The sequence below is a fragment of the Kribbella ginsengisoli genome, from assembly GCF_039537185.1.
Lineage (GTDB): Bacteria > Actinomycetota > Actinomycetes > Propionibacteriales > Kribbellaceae > Kribbella > Kribbella koreensis.
This window is the reverse complement of the sequence record NZ_BAABAA010000009.1, coordinates 284421-306197: the sequence shown is the minus strand read 5'-3', so window position 1 is coordinate 306197 and position 21777 is coordinate 284421. Positions and strand designations below refer to the sequence as shown.

23 protein-coding genes are annotated in these 21777 nt (G+C 68.7%); 12 read left to right on the top strand and 11 right to left on the bottom strand.

Features of this window, described 5'->3' with window-relative positions:
• Window positions 1-406, top strand: a 406-nt coding sequence (locus tag ABD768_RS30400; RefSeq protein ID WP_344846365.1) for a glycoside hydrolase family 19 protein, incomplete at its 5' end; no start/stop codon positions are given.
• 74 nt (window positions 407-480) lie between these two features.
• Here ABD768_RS30400 and ABD768_RS30395 read toward each other — a convergent pair.
• The 3 genes from ABD768_RS30395 to ABD768_RS30385 are packed head-to-tail and all read right to left on the bottom strand — an operon-like array spanning window position 481 to window position 2715.
• The gene (locus tag ABD768_RS30395; protein ID WP_344846363.1) at window positions 481-1371 is read right to left on the bottom strand and encodes a hypothetical protein; all 891 of its coding nucleotides are present in this window, start codon (window positions 1369-1371) and stop codon (window positions 481-483) included.
• On the bottom strand, window positions 1368-1976 hold the full coding sequence (locus ABD768_RS30390) for an RNA polymerase sigma factor (RefSeq protein WP_344846361.1): 609 nt from the start codon (window positions 1974-1976) through the stop codon (window positions 1368-1370). Before ABD768_RS30390 ends, ABD768_RS30395 begins: the two co-directional genes overlap by 4 nt.
• A gap of 55 nt (window positions 1977-2031) precedes the next feature.
• Window positions 2032-2715 carry a class I SAM-dependent methyltransferase gene (locus ABD768_RS30385; protein ID WP_344846359.1) on the bottom strand — a complete coding sequence of 228 codons (684 nt, stop codon included), beginning with the start codon at window positions 2713-2715 and terminating at the stop codon, window positions 2032-2034.
• A gap of 121 nt (window positions 2716-2836) precedes the next feature.
• Between ABD768_RS30385 and ABD768_RS30380 the strand changes: the two genes are divergently transcribed.
• The 6 genes from ABD768_RS30380 to ABD768_RS30355 all read left to right on the top strand — a co-directional run bounded on the left by ABD768_RS30380 (window position 2837) and on the right by ABD768_RS30355 (window position 7013).
• Window positions 2837-4225 (top strand): MFS transporter, encoded by a 1389-nt coding sequence (locus tag ABD768_RS30380; RefSeq protein ID WP_344846357.1) that lies wholly within the window; start codon window positions 2837-2839, stop codon window positions 4223-4225.
• Window positions 4226-4244: 19 nt separating this feature from the next.
• A complete protein-coding gene (locus tag ABD768_RS30375; RefSeq protein ID WP_344846355.1) occupies window positions 4245-4820 on the top strand; it encodes a TetR/AcrR family transcriptional regulator in 576 nt (191 codons plus the stop codon).
• The gene (locus tag ABD768_RS30370; protein WP_344846353.1) at window positions 4817-5251 is read left to right on the top strand and encodes a helix-turn-helix transcriptional regulator; all 435 of its coding nucleotides are present in this window, start codon (window positions 4817-4819) and stop codon (window positions 5249-5251) included. Before ABD768_RS30375 ends, ABD768_RS30370 begins: the two co-directional genes overlap by 4 nt.
• Before the next feature lie 32 nt (window positions 5252-5283).
• Window positions 5284-5718, top strand: coding sequence for a VOC family protein (locus ABD768_RS30365; RefSeq protein WP_344846351.1), 435 nt, complete (start codon window positions 5284-5286; stop codon window positions 5716-5718).
• 66 nt (window positions 5719-5784) lie between these two features.
• A complete protein-coding gene (locus ABD768_RS30360; RefSeq protein ID WP_344846349.1) occupies window positions 5785-6657 on the top strand; it encodes a hypothetical protein in 873 nt (290 codons plus the stop codon).
• 2 nt (window positions 6658-6659) lie between these two features.
• The gene (locus ABD768_RS30355; RefSeq protein ID WP_343965988.1) at window positions 6660-7013 is read left to right on the top strand and encodes a GntR family transcriptional regulator; all 354 of its coding nucleotides are present in this window, start codon (window positions 6660-6662) and stop codon (window positions 7011-7013) included.
• 2 nt (window positions 7014-7015) lie between these two features.
• Here ABD768_RS30355 and ABD768_RS30350 read toward each other — a convergent pair whose 3' ends face one another.
• On the bottom strand, window positions 7016-7396 hold the full coding sequence (locus ABD768_RS30350; RefSeq protein ID WP_343965986.1) for a RidA family protein: 381 nt from the start codon (window positions 7394-7396) through the stop codon (window positions 7016-7018).
• A gap of 5 nt (window positions 7397-7401) precedes the next feature.
• Complete coding sequence (locus ABD768_RS30345; RefSeq protein ID WP_344846347.1) at window positions 7402-8022, bottom strand: TetR/AcrR family transcriptional regulator; 621 nt, start codon at window positions 8020-8022, stop codon at window positions 7402-7404.
• Window positions 8023-8186: 164 nt separating this feature from the next.
• Between ABD768_RS30345 and ABD768_RS30340 the strand changes: the two genes are divergently transcribed.
• Entirely contained in the window at window positions 8187-10199 is a 2013-nt protein-coding gene (locus ABD768_RS30340) for a GxGYxYP domain-containing protein (RefSeq protein ID WP_344846345.1), read from the top strand.
• Window positions 10200-10257: 58 nt separating this feature from the next.
• Here the strand turns inward: ABD768_RS30340 and ABD768_RS30335 are convergent, their stop codons facing one another.
• From ABD768_RS30335 to ABD768_RS30320, 4 genes are read right to left on the bottom strand one after another with little or no spacing between them, the layout of a single operon-like run.
• Window positions 10258-10863 carry an AMIN-like domain-containing (lipo)protein gene (locus tag ABD768_RS30335; protein WP_344846343.1) on the bottom strand — a complete coding sequence of 202 codons (606 nt, stop codon included), beginning with the start codon at window positions 10861-10863 and terminating at the stop codon, window positions 10258-10260.
• A gap of 46 nt (window positions 10864-10909) precedes the next feature.
• Complete coding sequence (locus tag ABD768_RS30330; protein WP_344846341.1) at window positions 10910-12091, bottom strand: MFS transporter; 1182 nt, start codon at window positions 12089-12091, stop codon at window positions 10910-10912.
• A gap of 46 nt (window positions 12092-12137) precedes the next feature.
• Complete coding sequence (locus ABD768_RS30325; protein ID WP_344846339.1) at window positions 12138-12896, bottom strand: DeoR/GlpR family DNA-binding transcription regulator; 759 nt, start codon at window positions 12894-12896, stop codon at window positions 12138-12140.
• A 36-nt stretch (window positions 12897-12932) separates the two neighbouring features.
• Complete coding sequence (locus tag ABD768_RS30320; protein WP_344846338.1) at window positions 12933-13538, bottom strand: AMIN-like domain-containing (lipo)protein; 606 nt, start codon at window positions 13536-13538, stop codon at window positions 12933-12935.
• A gap of 101 nt (window positions 13539-13639) precedes the next feature.
• On the opposite strand from ABD768_RS30320, the gene ABD768_RS30315 reads away from it, so the two are divergent.
• Window positions 13640-14440, top strand: a complete 801-nt coding sequence (locus ABD768_RS30315; protein ID WP_343965972.1) for a GNAT family N-acetyltransferase — start codon at window positions 13640-13642, stop codon at window positions 14438-14440.
• Window positions 14441-14500: 60 nt separating this feature from the next.
• Window positions 14501-16981: an accessory Sec system translocase SecA2 gene (gene secA2 / locus ABD768_RS30310; RefSeq protein ID WP_343965970.1), complete on the top strand. Its 2481-nt coding sequence runs from the start codon at window positions 14501-14503 to the stop codon at window positions 16979-16981.
• 52 nt (window positions 16982-17033) lie between these two features.
• Here the strand turns inward: secA2 and ABD768_RS30305 are convergent, their stop codons facing one another.
• Window positions 17034-18224: a GGDEF domain-containing protein gene (locus ABD768_RS30305; protein ID WP_344846336.1), complete on the bottom strand. Its 1191-nt coding sequence runs from the start codon at window positions 18222-18224 to the stop codon at window positions 17034-17036.
• A gap of 304 nt (window positions 18225-18528) precedes the next feature.
• A complete protein-coding gene (locus ABD768_RS30300; RefSeq protein WP_344846334.1) occupies window positions 18529-19770 on the bottom strand; it encodes an MFS transporter in 1242 nt (413 codons plus the stop codon).
• 149 nt (window positions 19771-19919) lie between these two features.
• On the opposite strand from ABD768_RS30300, the gene ABD768_RS30295 reads away from it, so the two are divergent.
• A complete protein-coding gene (locus ABD768_RS30295) occupies window positions 19920-20114 on the top strand; it encodes a hypothetical protein (protein ID WP_343965964.1) in 195 nt (64 codons plus the stop codon).
• Between the two features lie 145 nt (window positions 20115-20259).
• The gene (locus tag ABD768_RS30290) at window positions 20260-21648 is read left to right on the top strand and encodes a replication-associated recombination protein A (protein ID WP_343965961.1); all 1389 of its coding nucleotides are present in this window, start codon (window positions 20260-20262) and stop codon (window positions 21646-21648) included.
• Window positions 21649-21777: the final 129 nt, after the last annotated feature.

Below are 21777 nucleotides of genomic sequence, written 5' to 3'. Positions count from 1 at the left end.
CGACACCCGCCTGTACGGCGGCCGCGGCTACATCCAGCTGACCGGTGACTTCAACTACGGCCCGGCCGGCCGGTACTTCGGTATCGACCTGCTCGGCAACCCCGAGCTGGCCCGGTCGCTGCAGTGGAGCGCTCCGATCGCCCGGTGGTACTGGACGGTTGCCCGCAACATCAACCCGTTCGCGGACCAGCTCAACATGGGCAAGGTCAACGCGGCGATCGGCTACCCGGCCGGCGCCGAGGACCAGCGCCGTTGCGACTCGTTCAAGAACGCGATCCGGGTGCTGACCGGCTCGGTGCCGGGCGGCATCATCTGCACCCGCTCCAAGGCGCTCAGCGGTGACACCAGCAAGCTCAGCCGCACCCAGTTCGACGCCCTCAGCAAGGTCGGCGGCGGCCTCGGCTGACCCCTCCTCAACCGAAGCGCCACCTTGGCGACAAGCCGGCCGGACTCCGCCCAGAGTCCGGCCGGCGGTCAGCGTCAGCCCCGTTCGACCCCGCTGAAGAGGACCTTGCCGTCCTTGTCGACGGCGCGGTAGTCCACCTCGGTCAGCCCAGGTCGATGAACAGCGCCGAGCTGGGAGGCGGTGGCGTAGCCGCGGCCGAAGTACGCCGGTACGACGTACCAGGGTGAGGCCCCGCCGGTCCACCGGATCCGCAGCTCCACGTAGTAGGTGGTGGGGAGGGCGGCGAAGGTATAGCTGACGAACAGCCGGGTCGAGTTGCCGTCCGGGATCTCGGAGAAACTCCACCGCCCGCTGATCGGCTTGCTCCTGGTCAGCTTCAGGCTCTTCTCCAGCGGGACGGCGGCCGGATCGAAGGCATAGAGGAGCTTGTCGTCGTAGCACTCGACCTGGACGCCGGCCAGCGTCGTGAACTCCTGGATCAGCAGGGTGGTCCTCAGCGGCTCGAGCAGGCCGCCTTCGCCGGGCAGGGTCTTCTGCAGGCGGGCCAGATAGGAACCGTCGAGTGAGACGTCGGCCGGCGTCGCCGGATTCGGCTGGCCGAGCGCAGACTTCTTCTCCGCAAGGCACTTCCTGGCCACCGCCGCGTCGACGATGCCGACGCCGCTGCCGATGAAGGCGGATCCGCGGTCGAGGTTGATGCGTTCGGAGTCCTTGGGGGGGACCTGCTGAGCCACTGTCGGTTGAGGGCCGGCCGGTTCGACGGAGCCGGAGTGGCCGCCGGCGCGGGTGCTGGCTACTACGCCGCCGGTGATGACGGCTACTCCGCAGGCGGCTGCCAGTACCGGCGTCCAGATGGACCGGTGGCGCTGGGCTCCCCGGGCGGTCCTGACCAGGTTGGCGCGGAGGTCCTCGACGTACTGCGGGTCGAGCTCCTCGACCGGCGGCGGGGTGGTGAGGTTGTTCATCGGGCCTCCTCCGGTCCGGATTGGTCGAGCAGAGCGGGCAGGCGTCGGCGGGCCCGGGAGAGCCGTGCCTTGACGGTTCCCTCGGCGACCCCGAGTACCGCGGCGGCCTCGGCGAGCGGTAGTTCGGCCCAGTAGACGAGCTCGACCGTTTCGCGCTCGTGCGCCGGCAGCCGGCCGAGCGCTGCCCGTACGGCCTGGATCCGTTGCTCCGAGTCGACTCGGGCCGCGACACTTTCGGCGTGGTCGGGCGCATGCAGGGGAGCGGGCTGCCGGCTGACGAACTGCGCCAGCCGGCGCTTGGCGCGAGTGCTGTTGCGTAGCTCGTTGCGGGCGATGGTCAGCAACCAGGCGCGGGCCGTGTCATGCACCAGCGGCCCTGGGTCGGCATGGGTGAACTGCCTCCACGCAGTGATGAAGGTGGCCTGTACTGCGTCGTCTGCGGTCGAGTACGAGCCGGTGTGGCGGACCGCGTAGGCGTGGACGACACCGGCGTACCGGGTGAAGAGGGGGCCGAGTGCCTCGGGATCGCAGCGGCGCAGTGCCTCCCACAGGTCGTGGTCGGCGGGCATGGCAGGCGGAGGTTTGTCCTGCCTGCTCGATGTCATGGGCATACCTAACAGGGTCCGCGGGTCCCCGCCCGGTTGCCGGCCAGGTGGTCGGTTACCGCAGCTTGGCGCGGATCCAGCCCCGATCAGGCGTCAGATAGCCGTCCAGAGCGAGCCCGGAGGCGTGCAGCGCAGCGCTAAGAGTTTCCTCGGTCAAATTCTTGACCAGGACATGTTGAGACCAAGTGCGGCCGTCCACGGTGTAGATCATCGTGGCCGACTGCATGTCGTCGGGGAGTTGCTTGACGTCCGCGACCTCGACCCGCCGCTGCGGGCTCTCCCGTACTACGTTCCGCGCGAACACCTCCCGATCCTGCTGCTGCAAAAGCACCACACCATCGGACTTCACGTGATGCGCACAGGTGTCGAGCAGTCGCTGCCGGGCGCCGTCGTCGGCGACGTTGATCAGGTACGACATCATCAGCACCACGTCGAACCGCCGGTCGAGCCGGAGCTCCTCGATCGTCGACACGACCGTCTCGGCCTCGGTGATCCGCGACGTCATCGCCGCCGATTCGTCGACCGCGACCACTTGGTGGCCGAAGGCAACCAATGGCCGGGTGATCCGCCCGGTACCGCACCCCAGCTCGAGAATGCTGCTGCCAGGGGCGATCGCGGCGTTGATCAGCTCGTCCTCACCGTGCGGCTGCACCTGGACGTACAGATCCACCGAGCTGCCGTCCGGCGCGAGCTCGCCAGGGCCGGTGCCGCCCTGCCCTACGCGTTCGTCTGTCGTCATACCGCGAGCCTCGGCGGCTCCCTCCGTGCTGTCCAGAGATTCGGCTCTTGCCGAAACTTGTCATCCGTGCCACGCTCTCTGGAATAAACTATACAGCAGTGTTCGGGTTAGGGGTGAGGGTGTGCGAGAGAACAAATGGCTGGTGCTCGGGCTGCTCGCGTTCGTGCAGTTCATGCTGGTGGTCGACATCACCGTCGTGCAGATCGCGTTGCCGAGCATCGGGTCCGACCTCGGGTTGGGCCGGCAGTCGCTGACGTGGGTGGTGACGACGTACACGCTGGTGTTCGGCGGGTTGATGATTCTCGGCGGGCGGCTGGCCGACGTACTCGGCGCGCGGCGGACGCTGCTGGCCGGCCTGGTGATCTTCACGCTGGCCTCGGCCACTTCTGGGTTGGCGGGATCGGCGGCGGTCCTGATCGCGGGCCGGGCGGCGCAGGGCCTGGGAGCAGCACTGCTCTCGCCGGCAGCACTCGCGATCGTCACGACGACGTTCCACGACCGGGATCGCAGCCGCGCACTAGGCATCTGGGCAGCCATCGGCGGCGCCGGAGCAGCCGCCGGAGTACTCCTCGGCGGTCTACTGACGGCGGGGCCAGGCTGGCAGTGGGTGTTCTACGTGAACGTGCCCATCGGTGTGGCGGTGCTGGTGTTGCTACCTCAGTTGGTTCCGGCACAGGCGGGCGCTGGGCGGGCGCCGATCGATCTGCCGGGGGCCCTGCTGGTGACAGCCGCCACCGCGCTGCTGATCTACGGACTGGTCAACGCGGGAGAGGACGGCTGGGGTGCAGCCAGCACCTTGGGAGTCCTGGCGGCTGCGGCCCTCAGTTATGGGCTGTTTCTGCTGGTGGAGGCGAGGACCGCGACTCCGCTGATGGATCTGCGGACGATGGGGCGTAGGCCGGTGGTTTCCGGGATGTTCTTGATGTTGGTGGCGACCGGGCTGTTGCTGGGGCTGTTCTTCCTGACTTCGCCTTTGCTGCAAGAGGTTCGCGGCTACAGCGCGCTCGAGACCGGACTGGTCTTCCTGCCGGTTGCCCTGGCGATCACCGGGGGCGCGCAAGTCGGCGGACACCTGATCGGGAGAGTCGGCGGTCGTGCCGTCGCCGCCGGGAGCTTCCTGGTCACCGCTCTCGGGGCAGCGTTGCTCACCCAGGTCGGCGACAGCGTCTGGACCGGAGTACTGCCCGGCTTCCTGCTGGCAGCGTTCGGCGTCGGACCGCTCTTCGTCACCGCCATGACCACCACGATGGCCAACGTGCCCACAGCCGAGGCCGGAGTGGCGTCAGGTGTCGTCACGACCTTCCACGAGCTCGGCGGCAGCATCGGCGTCGCCGTGATGTCGACGGTGGCGGCCGCCAGTTTCGCCGGACCGGCAGTCGTGAGCACGGACGGCTTCTCCACCGGCTACGCCGTTTGCGCGATCGCTGCGGCCGTCTCCGGGGTGATCGCCCTGCTGCTGGTCCCAGCCGGCAAAGCGCTCGTAGTAGCAGGTCACGGACACGGCCATTGAGGCCTCGTAAGGTGTAGGCGTGCCGACCTCCACTCCGAAGCGCAGGGCCGACGCCGAGCGGAACATCGAGACCATCCTGCGCGCAACCCACGAGCTGATGGCGCACGGCACGCTGCCATCGATGAGCGACGTCGCCACCGCCTCCGGGATCGGCCGGGTCACCCTCTACTCGCACTTCCCGTCCCGCGAGGTCCTGCTGGAGGAGGTGCTGCGGCGGGGGATCGAGCACACCGACCAGGTACTGACGGAGCTCGCTCTCGACGAGCAACCACCGGCAGAGGCGCTGGCGCGGTTGGTACAGAAGTCGTGGCCGATCCTGGACCGCCATCGGCGGGTGCGGACCATCGCACTCGCCGAGATCGGGCCGGAGACACTCCGGCGACAGCACGACGCCGCCTTCCAGCACGTTGGCCGGCTGATCGAGCGAGGTCGTGCAGCCGGCGACTTCCGCACCGATCAGCCGGTGGACTGGCTGGTCGCCACCTTCTACGCGATCCTGCACGCGGCCGCCGACGAGGTCGACGCCGGTCGCCTGGCCTCGGCCGACGCGCCCGACCTCCTGATCAGCACCTTGCTCTCCACCCTCCGCCGATGACGATGACAGTGACTGTGCCGGCCGAGCTGCTCCCGCACTTGCGACGGGCCCGAGATGTTGCTGACCGCAACTACGCCGAGCCGCTCGACCTGGAGGCGCTGGCCGCGGCGGCGGGCGTCTCGAAGTACCACTTCCTGCGCTGTTTCACGACGGCGTACGGCGAGACGCCGATGCAGTACGTCGGCCGGCGCCGGATCGAGCGGGCGGCCGACCTGCTGCGGGCGACCAACCTGACCGTCACCGAGGTCTGCCAGCTGGTCGGCTACAGCAGTCTCGGGTCGTTCTCGCAGCGGTTCTCCGAGCTGATCGGGATGAGCCCGTCGGAGTACCAGCGCACGCAGCCGGGGGCCCGGATCCCCGGCTGCTTCGTCTTCATGGTCGGTCTGAACTCCGCAATCGCGGAGAAGCCACCGCAGCCTCCGCGGCCGTAGCGTCGCAGGCACAGATCCGACGAGGAGGCACCTTGATCACCAACGTCAGCCTGATCACCGTCTACGTGCACGACATCGACGAGGCGAAGGCTTTCTACACCGAGAAACTGGGCTTCGCGCAGGGCGAGGACATCACCGTCGGCGAGTTCCGCTGGTGCACCGTCTACCAGGCCGACCACCCCGAGCTGCACGTGGTGCTGATGCTGCCCGGCCCGCCGATGGACCCCGAATCGGCCGAGTCGATCCGCCGGATCATGGCCAAGGGCTCGATGCACGGCTTCGGCATCAACACCGACGACTGCCGCAAGACCTTCGCAGAACTAGTCGCCAAGGGCGTGGAGTACATCCAGGAACCGTCCGACCGCCCGTACGGCGTCGAGGCGGTGCTCCGCGACAACTCCGGCAACTGGCTGGTCCTGGTCGAGCAGAAGCTCTACAGCGCCGCCGATTTCCAGCCCGCCGACTGACCCCTGCTTGACAGTAGTCTTTGTCTCAATACAATTGGGACAAAGACTCGAGGGGAGCTGGTCAGGATGGGGTTGTCACTCGGCCTGGTGGTCGTGGCGGTGGTCGGTGGGGCGCTGCTGTTCTTGTCGCGCAAGTCGATCGCGCGCAGCCAGGTGGGACGGCTGGTCTACACCGGCGGGCTGCCGAAGGACGAGAAGTTGATGGCGGCGGCGGAGAGCCGGCTGGCCCAGACGCAGGCCGCCAGCGCGGTCGGGCTGGCGGTTGCCGGGGTGGTGGTCGGCGGGATCGTGCTGCTGGCCGGAGACGACCTCTTCTCGCCGGTTCTCGGCTGGACCTTCATGGGGATGGTCGCCGGTATCGGCATCGGATCCTTCGTCCTGCAGTACCGTGCGGTGCGTGCCGCGCGGCCGGCCGGACCGCGGACCGCGACCCTGCGGCAGCGTCGCCTGGGGGACTACCTCACTCCGGTGGAGATTATCGGGCAGTACGCCATGCTCGTCTTCCCGCTGCTCGCGCTGGGTCTGGGTGTGCTGGTGCTGACGACCGCCGACGAGCACGCAAGCCGCGGCTGGGCGCTGGCGATCCCGGGGCTGGCGACGATCCCGATCGCGGCGGTCGGGATCTACCTGCAGCGCCGGATCCTCCAGCTGAATCAGCCGGCCGCCACTGAGGACGAGCTGCGCTGGCAGGAAGCCCTGCGGGCCAAGGCTTTGCGGGACATGCTCAACATCCTGATCGGCGCCGGCTGGCTGTTCGGCGCGGCCGCGGTGCTGTCCTTCGAGTGGCCGGCCGGCGTCCCTGCTTTCGCCGCGCCGTTCGCGTGGGTTATGTTCATCGGCGGCACGGCGGTCGAATGCCTGATCTGGGGTGCCGCCGACAGCAAGCGGGGCCTGCGTCGCTCGCAGCAAGCGATCCAAGCACCCCTCGGAGACAGGTAAAGATGATCATCTCGGTGGACCCGGCCGCATCCCGGCCGCCGTACGAGCAGGTGAAGCAGCAGGTGGAGCAGTCGATCCGCCGGGGGGAGCTGGCGCAGGGCACGCGTCTGCCGACCGTGCGCCAGCTCGCCGGAGATCTCGGGCTCGCGGTCAACACCGTGGCCCGGGCGTACAAGGAGCTCGAGGCTGACCGGCTGGTGGAGACCCGCGGCCGGAACGGGACGTTCGTACTGGCCGCGCGCAGCGAGATCGACGACGAGGAGACGCAGGCGGCGGCAACGGTGTTCGCCCGCGCGGCCCGCCGGGCCAACCTCTCCTTGTCCGAGGCGACCCGGATCCTGCACGAGGCCTGGTAGTTCTAGGACCGTGCGGCGACCGCCTCCACCTCGAAGAGGATGTCGGGCATGGCGAGCGCGGCCACTCCGATCACGGTCTGGGTCGGCGGAGTCGCGCCGGCGAACTGGCCGATCACCCCGAGCTTCTCGAAGTCAGGATTCACCACGTACGTCCGGAGCTGGACGACATGGCTGAGATCGAGCCCGTGGGCGGCCAGTGCGATCCCCAGGTTGCCGAACGCCTGCTTCACCTGCTCGGCGAAGTCGGGGGAGACGACCATGCCGTCCGGGCCCGACCCGTACTGACCCGAGACGAACACCAGCTCCGAGCCGGCCGGAACGGCGGCGGTGTGGCTGTAGCCGAACGGGACCGGGTTGTGCAGGCCCTCCGGGTTGACGAACATACAGGTCACCTCTCTGTGGGATCGATCGTGAGCGCGAAGGCCAGCTGAGCCAGCACCACTTCGCGATAGTCCTTGTCCTGCGGCGTTCGATGACCCAGTACGACCGGGTAGAGCTGCCCGACGATCGCCGCCACCACGACCTCGACCACCGTGGCGATCTCGAAGCGCGGCGTGAACGCACCGCTCTCGACCCCTCGCCGCACCGCGTCGACGAACGGCTCCCGGTACTGCCCCGCCAGCGCCGCGGCGTGCTCCTGCAACTCGGCGTCATGAGCAGCGGCCGTCCAGAACTCCATCAACATCCGCCACGTCGCGATATCGGTGGACAGTCCTCGATCGACCATCGCCACCAACTGCTGCCAAGGATCGTCGAACTGCGCCACCAGCTCGTCCATGGCGGTCACCGCGACGGCCGTGGCGCGCCCGAACGCCTCGATCAGCATGTCCTCGCGCGAGCCGAAGTAGCCCTGCAACGTACTGACCGCCACCCCGGACGCCTCGGACACGTCGGCGTACCGCGTGCCCGCGTAGCCGCGGTCGGCGAGCACCGCGATCACCTGGTCGAGCACGAGCGTGCGCTTGGCGCCGCCCGCCCGGCGAGCGCGGCCTGACCCAAGATTGCTCATGCTCTTACCGTATCACTATACGGTAAGAGCATGCCGAGGCGAGCAAACGGAAACGATTCCAAGCAATTTGCCGACAACGTTGTCCGAGGTCTCGACACGCGCCGTGATGCTGACTAATCTCCCCGTCATTTGACAGCGATGTCAGCGACAGGGGAGTGGTCACGATGGTGTCGAGACGAACGTTCCTGGCGGGTAGCGGCGCACTGACAGCTGGTGGGTTCGGGTTGCTCCCCGGCCTGCCCGCAGGTGCCGTACCGACCTTGAGTACCACCACGAGCGGCAGGCTGCTGCCGGGCTTCGAGAGACCGAAACACCTGCACTACGGCGATGTCAGCAAGCTCAGCGGCGGCGACCAGACCCTGTTGACGACGCTGCAGGGCATCGTCAACAGGACCAGGCCGGAGCTCTACTTCAGCTTCGACACCGGCACGATGAGTACGCCGGACGCCAAGTGGCTCACGGACATGCACCTGCCGACGACGACGTACCAGAATCCCCTGGACCTGGTGGCCAGGTACCGGCATCGGGTCCGCGGCGCGATCGTCCACGACCCGGCCGTACCGGACTCGCTCAATGTTGCGACGACCCTGGCTGGGCTGGAGAGCGCGGTCGTCGCCGACGCCGATCAGGCCAAGGCGCACGGCCTGCGGATCGTCAAAGACCTGCGTGGGATGTTCGACGACGACCGCGTCAAGACCTACCGCTGGCAGCTCGACAACCTGTTCCCACGCGTCACCCACCAGCTGCTCGCCGGCCTGCCGCCGACCCGGGTGGTCGCGGTCGAGAACGTGCAGTGGCAGGAGATCGCCCGCGAGACAAGGCAGATCCGCGACTCGTCGAACCGCGGCAGCTACGACCTCGACGTCTCGGCCAAGCTCGGCAAGGGCACCGTCTTCGTCCGGTTCGCCGACTCGTTCACCGACGACGGCTGGGGCGCGTCGGTCTCCGAGATCACCGTGAAGGCCAACGGGACGCAGATCGCGCACTTCCTGCCCGGTACGCCGCAGGAGGCGCCGTTCCTCTTCGACGGCGTCAACTCGTCGATCGGCGGCGAGGCCAACCGCTTCAGCGACGGCGGTGGCTACTTCATCTACCAGTTCGAGCCGCCGGCCGGTACGACGTCCCTCGTGGTCACCGTGACGATGTGGAACCAGTACCTGGTGAGCGCGACCGACACCTCGCCGACGCGGATCGAGCCGTTCGCGTACTTCCGCGACTACGTGGTGGCCACCAAAGCCCTGGTGAGCTGGCTACCGCCGGGTGGCGAGACCGGCGATCTGCTGGTCGAGCACTTCGCGAAGTACCCGACGCTGGCGCCGTACATGGGCTGGTTCGCCAACGACGTCTCCGGTGAGTGGGACGGCGTCGACCTCGCCTCGCAGGGTGGATCGCCGGTGATCGCGGCCGACTTCTACATGAACGGGACCGTCCATGCGGGCTTTAGCGCACCGATCTCGGACAAGGTCCGGCCGGTCCGGCGGATCAACAAGCCGAAGAACAAGGTGTACCTGACGCTGACGTTCGGCGAAGGCGACAACATCCAGTACTGCCAGCGGCACATGCGCGACCTCTGGGACGACCCGAAGCGTGGCGATGCGCCGGCGAACTGGACCATCAGCCCGCTGCTGCTGGAGACCGGTCCTGGGTTGTTCAGCCACTACCAGCGGACCGCGACGGCCAACGACCTGCTGGTCTGTGGCCCCTCCGGCGCCGGCTACACCTACCCCGGATCGTGGGTGCCGAGCGACTTCACCCAATTCCTGAAGCTGACCGGCTCGACGCTGCGCCGGACCGGGATGGACGTCGTCTACTCCTACAGCCACCGCGAGAACGACAAATGGGTCCTGCTGTCCCCGGAGATCGCCGCCGGCTTCAAGAAGTACACCCCGCTGAAGGGGATCATGCAGACCTGGGACGGCGACCTCCTCGCAGTCCGCCAGGGCGGCCTGCCGGTCGTCGGACAGTGGGGCGCGCCCGGCAAGGCCGCGGAGTACAAGGCCGCGCTGGATGCCCGGGTCGCCCAGTGGGACGGCACGAAGCCGCTGTTCATCTCTGGCGGCATCAACGCGTGGTCGTGGACCCCGTCGGAGATCTCGGAGTTGGCCAGCCTGCTGAAAGACCCGTATGAGCTCGTGCTGGCCAACACCTTCTTCGACCTCCTCAACCGCGTCCTCTAGAAACGGAGCTGGACCTGCCGCGGTGGCGCGGCAGGTCCAGCGGCTTCAGGTTGCGGTTCTACCAGCGGTGCGCGACGTCGACGACGATGCGGCTGGTGTTGCCAGCGCCGGTCAGCGTGAAGACGCGGAACGGGAGGCGGGCGCGGACTCCGACGCCGATGACCGTCTCGCCCTCGAAGCTGCCCGCGTCCACGACCTGCCGGAACGTCCGGTAGCCGCGCACGTTGGTCAGCTCGTTGTGGTTCGGCGGATCGTAGGTGATGTAGCCGTCGTCCGTGTCGTATGGAGTGACCGACAGGATGATCTCCAGCTTGGCGCCACCGCGCAGCGGGATCAGCTTGCCCTCGCCGATGGTGTAGATGTTCTTCACGTAGTGCACGCGGAACCAGGACGGCTTGCCCTGGACGTCGAACACGATCCGGTCGTAGCAGGCGTGCCGCCCGGTCCGGACGTTCGTCAGCAGCCCGTACCCCTGGTAAGTGCTTGCCTCAGGCAACGAGCCCCATCGAGCGGCGCAGGTGGCGGCAGCGGCGGTGCTCGCGGTCGACGCGGCATGCGCCGGCACACTGACCGCGCCCGCCGGTATTGCGGCGAGGGTGAGTACTGCGAGCGCGGTGCGGATCGGTCGGTGGTGGCGGCGGTGGATGAGCTGGATGCATTTCATGTGCCCCCCTCAGGACACCTGTTAGATGCGCCCGGAGGGTCCGAAGTTATCGATTCTGCCGGTCTTCTTCGTCGCGTGGGAGGACGGCCGAGACCGCGACCAGGCAGGCGGACAAAGTCAGCGGGAGGATCATTGCGTGCTGGATGCCGAAGTGTTCGACCAGTTGGCCGATGAGGGCTGGGCCTACCAGGAAGGCGGCGTAGCCGAAGGTTACGACTATTGCGAGCATGCGGCCGCCGCCGACGTGGCCGGCTACGGCGTAGACCTGGGGAGCGACCAGGCCTACGCCTAGGCCGACCAGCGACCAGCCGATCAGTAGCAGGGGGAGTGGGTGGGCCAGGACTGTGAAGAGGTAGCCGCCGATGGCGGTGACCGCGCCTACCCGTACTACGGTGCGCCGACCGACTCGTGCGACGGCTCGGTCGCCGAGTAGGCGGATGACGACCATGAAGCCGCTGACGGCGACGAGACCGAGGGCGCCTGTCGATGGGTCGATCTCGGCGACGTCGGTGACGTGGACCGAGGACCAGTCGACAGCCGTTCCCTCGGCCAGGCCGAAGCAGAACGCCATCAGGCCGAGCGCCCAGGCCAGCCGCGGGATCGCGGTACGGACGCCGTCCTCGGTGTGCTCGATCCTGCGTCCGTGCGGCACGATCCGGACGCAGACGGCGATCGAGATCAGGCCGACGACGCAGAGCGTGCCGAGGGCCGGGCCGACGTTGGCCGCGCCGGTCTTGTCGAAGGCGCGGGCGATCAGCACGATGGTGCCGGCGGCGGTCAGGTTGCCGACGCTCCAGAAGGCGTGGAAGCGGCTCATGATCGGCTTCGGCCGGGCCTGCTCGACCTCAACCCCGAGCGAGTTCATCGCGACGTCCATCGCGCCGTTGCCCAGCCCGGCCAGCACCATCGCGACGATTGCCCAGGGCAACGATGAGGTGATCGACAGGGTGCCGACGCCGAGCGCGAGCAGGGTCAGCGTGACGAGCGCGACCGGCCGGGCGCCGATCCGGTCGGCCAGCCGGCCACCGATCTGCATCGAGACGACGGCCGAGGACGCCAAACAGAACAACAGCAGCGAAAGCCCTGCTGCTTCGATATCGAGGCGATCCCGCAGGGCGGGCAGGCTGCCGCCGACACCGCCGATCAACATCCCGTTGGTGACGAACAACAGGAACACCGCGCCGGCCGCTGTCCGGGTGGACATGGGGTTGGGGGAGGTGGTGGTCATGCGAGCGTCCCGATCGTGCGGCCTGGGGTCGGCGCCGAGTGGCTCATCAGGCGAATCTGATCTCGACGTCGGCGGAGCGGAAGGCTTCCAGGGCTTCGTTGTCGGCTTCGTCGTCGGTGATCAGGACGTCGACTGACTCGAGGCCGGCCACCGTCACCATCGCGGTGCGCTCGAGCTTGGCTGATTCGACGGCCAGCAGTACTCGCGCGGAGGACTCGATCAGAGCGCGTTTCATGGCGGCGTCGGCCAGGGTGTTGGTGGTGAGTCCGTGGGCTGGGAGTGCCGCGCAGCTGCTGATCACCGCGGTGTCGAAGTGGATGCCGCGGACGCCGGCTTCCGCGGCAGCGCCGTACGACGCGAGCTCGGGGGAGCTCACCTCGCCGCCGGGCATGATCAGCTTGGTCCGCGCCGCCTCGCCCAGGACGACCGCCGAGTGCAGCGACAGCGGCATCACCGTGATCGCGCGCCCGGCCAGCTCGCGGGCGACCGCGAGGCAGGTCGTCCCGTTGTCGAGCGCGACCGCCTCGCCGTCGGAGATCAGTTCGGCGACGGCCGCGGCGAGCCGTCGCTTGACCTCCTTGCCCTGCTTGTCCCGCAACGTGAACGGGATGATCTCGCCGCGCAGGGCGACCCCGACCGCGCCGCCGCGGACCCGGCGTACCAGCCCCTGGCTCTGCAGCAGGTCGAGGTCGCGCCGGATCGTCATCTCCGACGTCCCGGTGTCCTGAGCCAGCTCGGCAACGCCGACCCGGCCCGCTCGCGCGAGCTCCTCGACGACGAACCTCAGCCGTTCCTCACTGTTCACACGTTCATTCGAACACGACTGATGTTCGTTCGCAACTCACCAGTGGTGCGCGACGTCGATCACGATGCGGCTGTTGCTGCCCGGGCCGGTCAGCACGAAGGTCCGGAACGGCAGCCGGGCCCGGACTCCGAGCGCCAGCGTCGTCTGGCCTTCGAAGCTGCCGCCCCAGGCCACCTGACGGAAGGTGCTGTACCCGGCGACGGTCGACAGCTCCTTCTGGTTCGTGAACCGGTACGTCGGCCTTCCGGCCGCGTCGTACGCCGGGGCGGTGACGACGATCTGGAGGACGGCGCCGCCGCGGGTGCGGATCGGTGCACCGGAGCCGTCCGCGGTGGCCACCTTCACATACCTGACCCGGTATCCGGTCCCGCCCTTGCCTGCCAGATCGACAACCAGCCGGTCGTAGCAGGCGTGCCGGCCGGTCCGGACGTTCGTGACTGCCGAAGCGCCGCCCCTGGTGCTTGCCTCAGGCAATGAACCCCAGCCGGTCGGGCAGCCGGCCCGGCTCGCCGCCGATCGCTCGACGAGCGGGCCGGCCTGCGCCGGTACCGCGACCGCGGCGCCGGTAGCGAGGGCGGCGATCGCCAGGGCAGCGAGCGTGCCGCGGACGGGGTGACGACGAATGACGCTGATCTTGCTCATGACGTACTTCCCTCCCGTGACCGTGACCGTGGTGGTTGGTCTGCTGGTTGGACGCGGTAAAGGGGATGACGGTTGACTCCGCAGCAGCGAGGATGGCCGGGATGACACCTGATGAGCTGCTAGAGGTTTTCCACCGCCGGATCCGCCTGCCGGACGCCGACACGATTCCTGGCTGGAAGCAGGAGCTGGACGGGCTGGTGCACCGCTCGTACTTCGAGGGCGAGGGCGGCGGCGGATTCGTCGAGACGCCGCGCGGTCTGGGCGACGACCCGGACGCGGTGATCGCCGCGCAGGTCGCGTTCTTCCGCGAGCGCGGGCTGGAGTTCGAGTGGAAGACCTACGCGTACGACGAGCCGGCCGACCTGGGGGAGCGGCTGCTTCGCGCCGGGTTCGTCAAGGCGGACCCGGAGACGCTGATCCTCGGCGAGGTGGACGCGATCCTGGCCCGGCCGTCGGCGCTGCCGTCGAAGGTGCGGATGCGGGACGTGGGCGAGGACCCGGCGGACTTCCATCGGATCGCGGTGCTGATGGACACGCTGTGGCACAACGGGCTGGAGCGGATCGAGGAGCGGCTGGCCGCGGAGTACCGGATGTTCCCCGACCGGCTGGTCGTGACGCTGATCGAGGATGCGCTGCGGGGACCCGAGGGACCGGCGTTGACGGCGGCCTGGATCCGGTTCCATCCGGAGACCGGGTTCGCGAGCCTGTGGGGTGGCGGGACGCTGCCGCAGTGGCGCCGGCAGGGGCTCTACAGCGCGATCCTGGTGCACCGGGCGAAGATCGCGAAGGAGCGCGGGTACGAATTCCTCCGGGTCGACGCGTCCGAGGACTCCCGGCCGATCCTGCAGAAGCTCGGCCTCCATGCGGTCACCACGACCACGCCCTATGAATGGAAGCCCTGACACGCCCAACCCGGTGAGCGGAACGACCTCGGCAGGCTGTACGTTGCGGAGATCATGGCCATGAAACTCACCTCGCGCTTTCGCCGGCTGCTGCAGCGCCCCGGCTCGATCGACCTCGGCCCGTACGAGAAGCTGACCGCCGCGGTCGGCGAGGCGGAGGAGTCGCTCAAGGACCTGACCGACGAAGAACTCACCGAGGTCGTCACCGAGATGCGGACCACCGGTGGTCTGGACGAGGGCGACCAGATCGAGTTCCTCGCGCTCGCCCGGGAGGCCGGGCTCCGGGCCATCGGCGAGCGGGCCTTCGACGGGCAGATCGTCGGTGCGCTCGCGCTGCTGCAGGGCCGGATCGTCGAGATGGCGACCGGTGAGGGCAAGACGCTGGCCGGCGCGTTCGCGGCCGCCGGGTATGCGATCGGTGGCCGGCGCGTCCAGGTGATGGCGGTCAACGACTACCTGGCCCAGCGCGACTCGGAGTGGATGGGGCCGATCTACGCGCTGCTCGGCGTGACGGTCAGCCACATCGGCCAGGCCTCGACACCTGAGGAGCGGCGGGCGGCGTACCAGGCAGATGTCTGTTACGCGCCGGTGAGCGAGCTGGGCTTCGACGTACTGCGGGACCGGCTGGTCGACGACGTCGCCGACCGGGTCACCGTCCAGCCCGACGTGGCACTGGTCGACGAGGCCGACTCGGTGCTGATCGACGAGGCCCGGGTGCCGCTGATCCTGGCCGGCGCGACCCGGACCGAGGAGCTCGACGACGACGTGGTCGCGCTGGTCCGCACGCTGCGGGCCGGCCTCGACTACGAGATCGACGGCGACGGCCGGACGGTCGCGCTGACCGACAAGGGCACCGACAAGGTCGAGGCGGCCCTCGGCGACATCAACCTGTACGAGGACGAGAACCTCGACCGGCTGACCCAGATCAACGTCGCGCTGCACGCCGAGGTCCTGCTGCGCCGCGACGTCGACTACCTGGTCCGCGACGGCAAGGTCAGCCTGATCAACAACAACCGCGGCCGGATCGCCAAGCTGCAGCGCTGGCCCGACGGTCTGCAGGCCGCGGTCGAGGCCAAGGAGGCCGTCCCGGTCAGTGACTCCGGTGAGGTGCTCGACAGCATCACCGTGCAGGCGCTGGTCAGCAGCTACCCGACGGTGTGCGGCATGACCGGTACCGCGGTCGTCGTCGGCGAGCAGCTGCAGGAGTTCTACAAGGTCGAGGTGGCGGTCGTCCCGCCGAACAAGCCCAACATCCGCGTCGACGAGCCGGACCGGCTGTACCTGACGGTCGCCCAGAAGAACAAGGCGCTGGTCGAGCACATCGGCGAGGTGCACGAGACCGGCCGGCCCATCCTGATCGGGACGCACAGCGTCGAGGAGTCCGAGCAGCTCAGCGATCAGCTCGAGGAAGCGGACATCCCGCACGTCGTGCTGAACGCCAAGAACGACGCCGAGGAAGCCGCGATCATCGCCGAGGCGGGTGTGCCGGGGACGGTGACCGTGTCGACGCAGATGGCCGGCCGTGGTACCGACATCCGTCTCGGTGGGCGCGACGAGTCGCACGACAAGGACCGCGCGATCGAGCTGGGCGGGCTGTACGTCATCGGCACCGGCCTGCACGCGTCCCGCCGGCTGGACGACCAGCTGCGCGGCCGCGCCGGACGCCAGGGCGACCCGGGCGGCTCGCTGTTCTTCGCCAGCCTCGCCGACGAGCTCGTCACCCGGTACTCCGTGACGTCGGGCCTGCGCCCGTCGCCGGACGCCGATGGCCGACTCACCGACCGCAAGGCGATCGGCATGCTGGAGCACGCGCAGCGGGTCGCCGACGGCGCGAACGCCGAGCTGCACCGTACGACGTGGTCGTACCACCGCCTCACCGGCCAGCAGCGGTCGATCCTGCTCGACACCCGCGAGAAGGTGCTGACCGAGGACCTGGCCGCCGAGGAGCTGGCCGAGCGGGCCAAGGAGCGGTACGACGAACTGGTCGAGGAGCTCGACGAGGACACCGTCAAGGCGGCCGCGCGGAAGATCGCGCTGCACCACCTGGACCGCAAGTGGACCGACCACCTGGCCTACCTGGCCGACCTGCGCGAGGGCATCCATCTCCGCTCGCTGGCCGGCGGTATCGTCCACATGAAGCCGATCGACGAGTTCAACAAGTCCGCGATCGCCTCCTTCGACACGCTGATCGCCGACGCGTGGACCGAGGCCGCCGAGACCTTCAAGGAAGCCGAGATCACGGCTGACGGTCTCGACGAGGAAGCCTCCGGCGTCCCGCGCCCGACCGCGACGTGGACCTACCTGGTCAACGACAACCCCTTCGGCACCGAGGCCGACCGGATCCTCGGCCGCCTCCGCAACGCGATCAAGCCCGAGTCCGAAGGCCAGTCCGAAGAGATCCCGGCCGAGACCTTCGACCAGGACGAGCTTCCCGAGGAACTCCGCGACCTCGACGACGAAGACCTCGCCGACGAACTCCCGGAGGAACTCCGCGAGGCCGGCGACGACACCGAGGACAAGAAGCCGGACACCAAGGACTGACCTCCGTCAGCAGCCAGCCACCACGGACTCCTCCGTGGTGGCTGTTTTGCTGTCAGCTCATTGCCGGAGCGGTGACGACCTGGTTCCGGCCGGCGTTCTTGGCGGCGTACGTCGCCGAGTCCGCCGCCAGCAGGAGTTCGTCGAGGGTGCTCCCTGCGACCGGGTAGCTGGCCGCGCCGATCGAGCAGGTGAGACCTTCGACGGTGGCATGGCCGTGGGCCGTGGTGACGGTGGCGGTGATCCTGGAGATCCGCCGCCGGATCCGTTCCGCTGCCTGGCTGGTTTCCTCCGCGCTGGTGTTCGGCAGCAGGATCGCGAACTCCTCGCCGCCGAGCCGGCCGACCAGATCGTCGGTCCGGACATCGTCCTTCAGTTCGTTCGCCACGACCTTGAGGACCTGGTCCCCGGCCAGGTGCCCATAGGTGTCGTTGACGAGCTTGAAGTGGTCGAGGTCCAGGTAGAGCACGCCGAGCGAGGTACCGCCGTTCTGTGCCCGGTCGAGCTCCTTGCCGGCCAGCTCGTGCCAGAAGACGGCGTTCGCGAGCCCCGTCTGCGAGTCGGTGCGTGCGGCGAACTGGAACTGTCCGACGAGCAGTGCCCGATGCAGGCCGAGCACGGTGATGAGCAGTACGACGGTCAGCCACGGCTGCTCCATCAGCAATGCGCCGTTGGCGACCCCGAGCCCGAGAGCGCCGAAGACCACGAGATGGTCCGACGACCGGCCGAGCACCTTGCGGGCGTTGGTCTCCGGGCTGGACAGCAGGATCGCGCCGACGACCAGGGCGTAGTTGACGAACCAGAACGCCACGGCGGCGACGACCACCGCGATCAGCCCGATGAATCCGCCCTCGTAGCCGGGGTGGTTGCTCGGGTTGACGGCTGCCAGACTCACCGACGCCGCGGCCGAGCCGACGACCACGCTGGCAGCGGAGAAGATCGTGCGATGGGGAGCGCTGCGTCGCAGCCGGATCCCCGAGTGCAGGAAGCTCAGCGCGGTGATCCCGATCGCGAGCAGCGGTGGCAGCACCAGCACGGCCGCGAAGATCCACATCGACTTCAGATTCGCGTAGGTCGCGCCTTCTGCCGCCGACCAGCGAAGCCGTTCGATCTCTCGGCCCGCCTCGGTCTGGATCGCCGAGCCGAGGGCGAGCACCCCGAACCTGATCCAGTCGTCGCCGCTGATCGAGAGGTCGCGGAACGACGCCGCCAGCAGGACGAACGCCAGCACGTCGATGGCCAGCACATAGAACAGAACAGGCTTGGGCGCCGACCACAGCGCCCAGCGGGCAGGCGCCCATGAAGAAGCGGTGTCAGTCTCGCGCCTACGCCTGCGCTTTGGTCTCCAGTACCTGATACTCGACATAACAGTTCCCCCAGCCCCACTGGTTCTCGTGTAACAGCGTAAACGCGAAGTCACCCATTGTCATCGCCAGAGGGGCCAACGGTAGGCGGACCGTTAGTCCGGGAGGAGGTGGGCTCAGATGCGCGTACACGAATGGCCGTAAACCCGCAGACGTGCCGTCGTGTTCGGGCACCCGGTCACCCGGTCAGCCGGGCTGATCGGCCCGTCCGTAGCCGCGAGCAGCGCCGGCCGCGAAGAGGACACCCAGGACACCTGCGCCGGTCACGACCAAGGCCGGCCGGACGCTGTCGGCGGCGACACCGGCGGCCAGGATCCCCATCCCCTGAGAAACCGTGAGCGCAGTGCGGGCCAGACCGATCACCTGACCGCGCTGCGCGTCAGGAACATCCTTCACGAACGTGGTCTGAGCTGTGATGAGGTACGACGAGCAGGCGCCGGACAGCATCCACAGGGCCACGGTCACCCACAGCCCGGGTGAGACGACGCAGGCGATCAGCGGGGCAGAGGCGCCGATCGCGAGCGGCCCCATCAAGGCGTGGCGCCTTGATGGGGCCAGTCGGCCGAAGCCCCAGACGCCGAGGACGTAGCCGGCCGGGTTCGCGGCGAAGAGCACGCCGACGGCGACCGCGCCGCCGCCGAGCGTCGCGGCGTACGGGGTCGCCAGGCCCTCGACCGAGATGTAGAAGCCGGGCAGGCAGATCAGCGCGGTCAGGTACCGCAGCCTCCGGTTCTGCCAGACGAGCCGGGCTCCCGCGGACAGCGAGCCCCACCAGCTCGGCTTGGCGGTCGGCTCCGTGCCGGCCGCGGCCGGTCGCTCCTTGATGCCGAACCGCAGGACCACCGCCGAGACGGCGAAGGAGATCGCGTTGATGATCAGGGCCTTGCTCGCGCCGAGCCCGGCGACGATCGTGCCACCCGCGACGAACCCGGCGAGCTGGGCGAGTTGCAGGGTGATCGCCGAGACGCCCATCGCGGCCGGGTACCGGTCGCCGCTCATGATGGTGGCCATCGAGGCGATCCGGGCCGACTGGAAAGGTGCCGCGAGCAACTGTACGGCGACCAGCAGTACGCAGAGGATCAGCAGCGGGGTGCCGGGAATCGCCATCAGCCCGACCAGGCCGGCCCTGGCGACGTCGCAGCCGACCATCACGGTACGCCGGGGGTACCGGTCGGCGAGCCCCGACAAGAGCGGGCCTCCGGCGATGTCGGGCAGCAGAGTGAGCGCATAGGTCAGCGCGGACAGACCGGCCGATCCGGTCCGGTCGAACACCAGGACCGCGAGCGCGACGCGGGCCAGTTGATCCCCGATCACCGAGCCCAGCAGCGCTCCCCACAACCAGCGGAACTCCGCTACCGCGAAGACGTCGCGATAGGTCGCCGGCCGGTCGGCAGGATCAGTCGTGCTGGGTTCATGGGGGCGGGCCATGCCGGCCAAGTTACCCAGGGTCGGGGGGCGTCGGCTGGCGGTAGCGGTGAGCCGTTATCCGTTCGAAGCCGGGCGGTCGTGAAACGTTGTCGTCCTCTTCAGCGATACACCGGGCAGGGGAGAACTGGGGACTCATGGGAGAAGACGAAATGGCACGGCGGGTGGGGGCTGATTCCGCGGAGCTGGAGCTCGCGCGCCGGCTGCGTGCGTTGTGGGCGATCGTCACCGTACCGGTGCCGATGGCGACCGAGCACGGGGACGAGGAGTTACTCGATCGCTTGATCAGCTGCAGCCCGAGGCCACGCCGGATCCGCCGGCGATGCCGGTACCGGAAGAGAATCTGAGCAGCGCTGCCCGAGAGGTGCAAGGGTCAGGTTCGGGCCGTGGAGCCAGTCCGCCAGCGGGCTCGCCGGTACCGGAGGGCTGGCCCTTCGCCTTGTGGTCGCGGTGGTTTCGTGGACTGTCGGTGGCGGCGGTTAGGGTCGGGGGGTGAGTGATGGGTTGTTCGAGTTGCCAGGCGTGCCTGCTTCCAGTCGTGGGGGTGGGAGTCTGGCCGACGCCGATCACACCTCGGCGCCGTTGGCGGTCCGGATGCGGCCGCGCGGTCTGGACGAGCTGGTCGGCCAGCAGCATCTGCTGAGTCCGGGGTCGCCGTTGCGGCGGCTGGTCGAGGGGGACCAGCCGATGTCGTTGCTGTTGTGGGGGCCGCCCGGGACCGGGAAGACCACCATCGCGGCGGTGGTGTCGCACGCCACCAACCGGAAGTTCGTCGAGCTGTCGGCGGTCACCGCGGGGGTGAAGGAGGTCCGCCAGGTGATCGACGCCGCCCGGCGCGACCTGACCCGGGCCGACACCGTCGAGACCGTGCTGTTCATCGACGAGGTCCACCGCTTCACGAAGGCCCAGCAGGACGCGCTGCTCCCGGGCGTGGAGAACCGCTGGGTGACGCTGGTCGCGGCGACCACCGAGAACCCGTTCTTCTCGGTCATCTCGCCGTTGCTGTCCCGCTCGCTGCTGCTGACTCTCGAGTCGCTGACCGACGAAGACATCGCGGTACTGCTCCAGCGCGCCCTCGTCGACGAGCGCGGGCTGAACGGTGAGTTCGAGCTGGCCGACGACGCCTTGGATCACCTGCTCCGGATGGCCGGTGGCGATGCACGCCGCGCGCTCACGTACCTGGAGGCAGCGGCCGGCGGCGCCAAGGCAAGAGCTGCCGAAGGCAACGAACCGGGCGAGGGCGCGGTGCTCATCGACCTGTTGACGCTGGAGACCGCGGTCGACCGGGCCGCCGTCCGGTACGACCGGGCCGGCGACCAGCACTACGACGTCGCGTCCGCGCTGATCAAGTCGATCCGCGGCTCCGACGTCGACGCCGCGATGCACTACCTGGCGCGGATGATCGAGGCCGGCGAGGACCCCAGGTTCATCGCCCGGAGGCTGGTGATCTCGGCCAGCGAGGACATCGGGATGGGCGACCCGACCGCGCTCGGCGTCGCCGTCGCGGCCGCCGAAGCGGTGCAGCTGATCGGGATGCCGGAGGCAAGGATCAATCTGGCCCAGGCCGTCGTAGCCCTCGCGCTCGCGCCGAAATCCAATGCGGTCATCCTGGCCATCGATGCCGCGATCGCCGACGTCAAAGCGGGCAAGGTCGGCCCGGTGCCGCCGCATCTGCGCGACGCGCACTACGCCGGCGCCAAGAAGATCGGCCACGGCTCGTCGTACCAGTACTCCCACAACGATCCGCGTGGCGTGGTCGGCCAGCAGTACGCGCCGGACGTCGTCGACAAGGTGGACTACTACCAGCCCACCCGGCGCGGCGGCGAAGCGGCCTACGCCGAGGCGCTGACGAAGATCCGGGAGATCCTCCGGAAGCGCTGAGTGATCTGCTGATTTCATTGTGAATAACTCCGGTATTTCCGGAGGATAAACCAAGAGAATTACCGGGCCCGTAACAATTGCCCAGGCCCGATCGGCAACGAGACGCTTCGGTGTCGAATATTTCGCCGT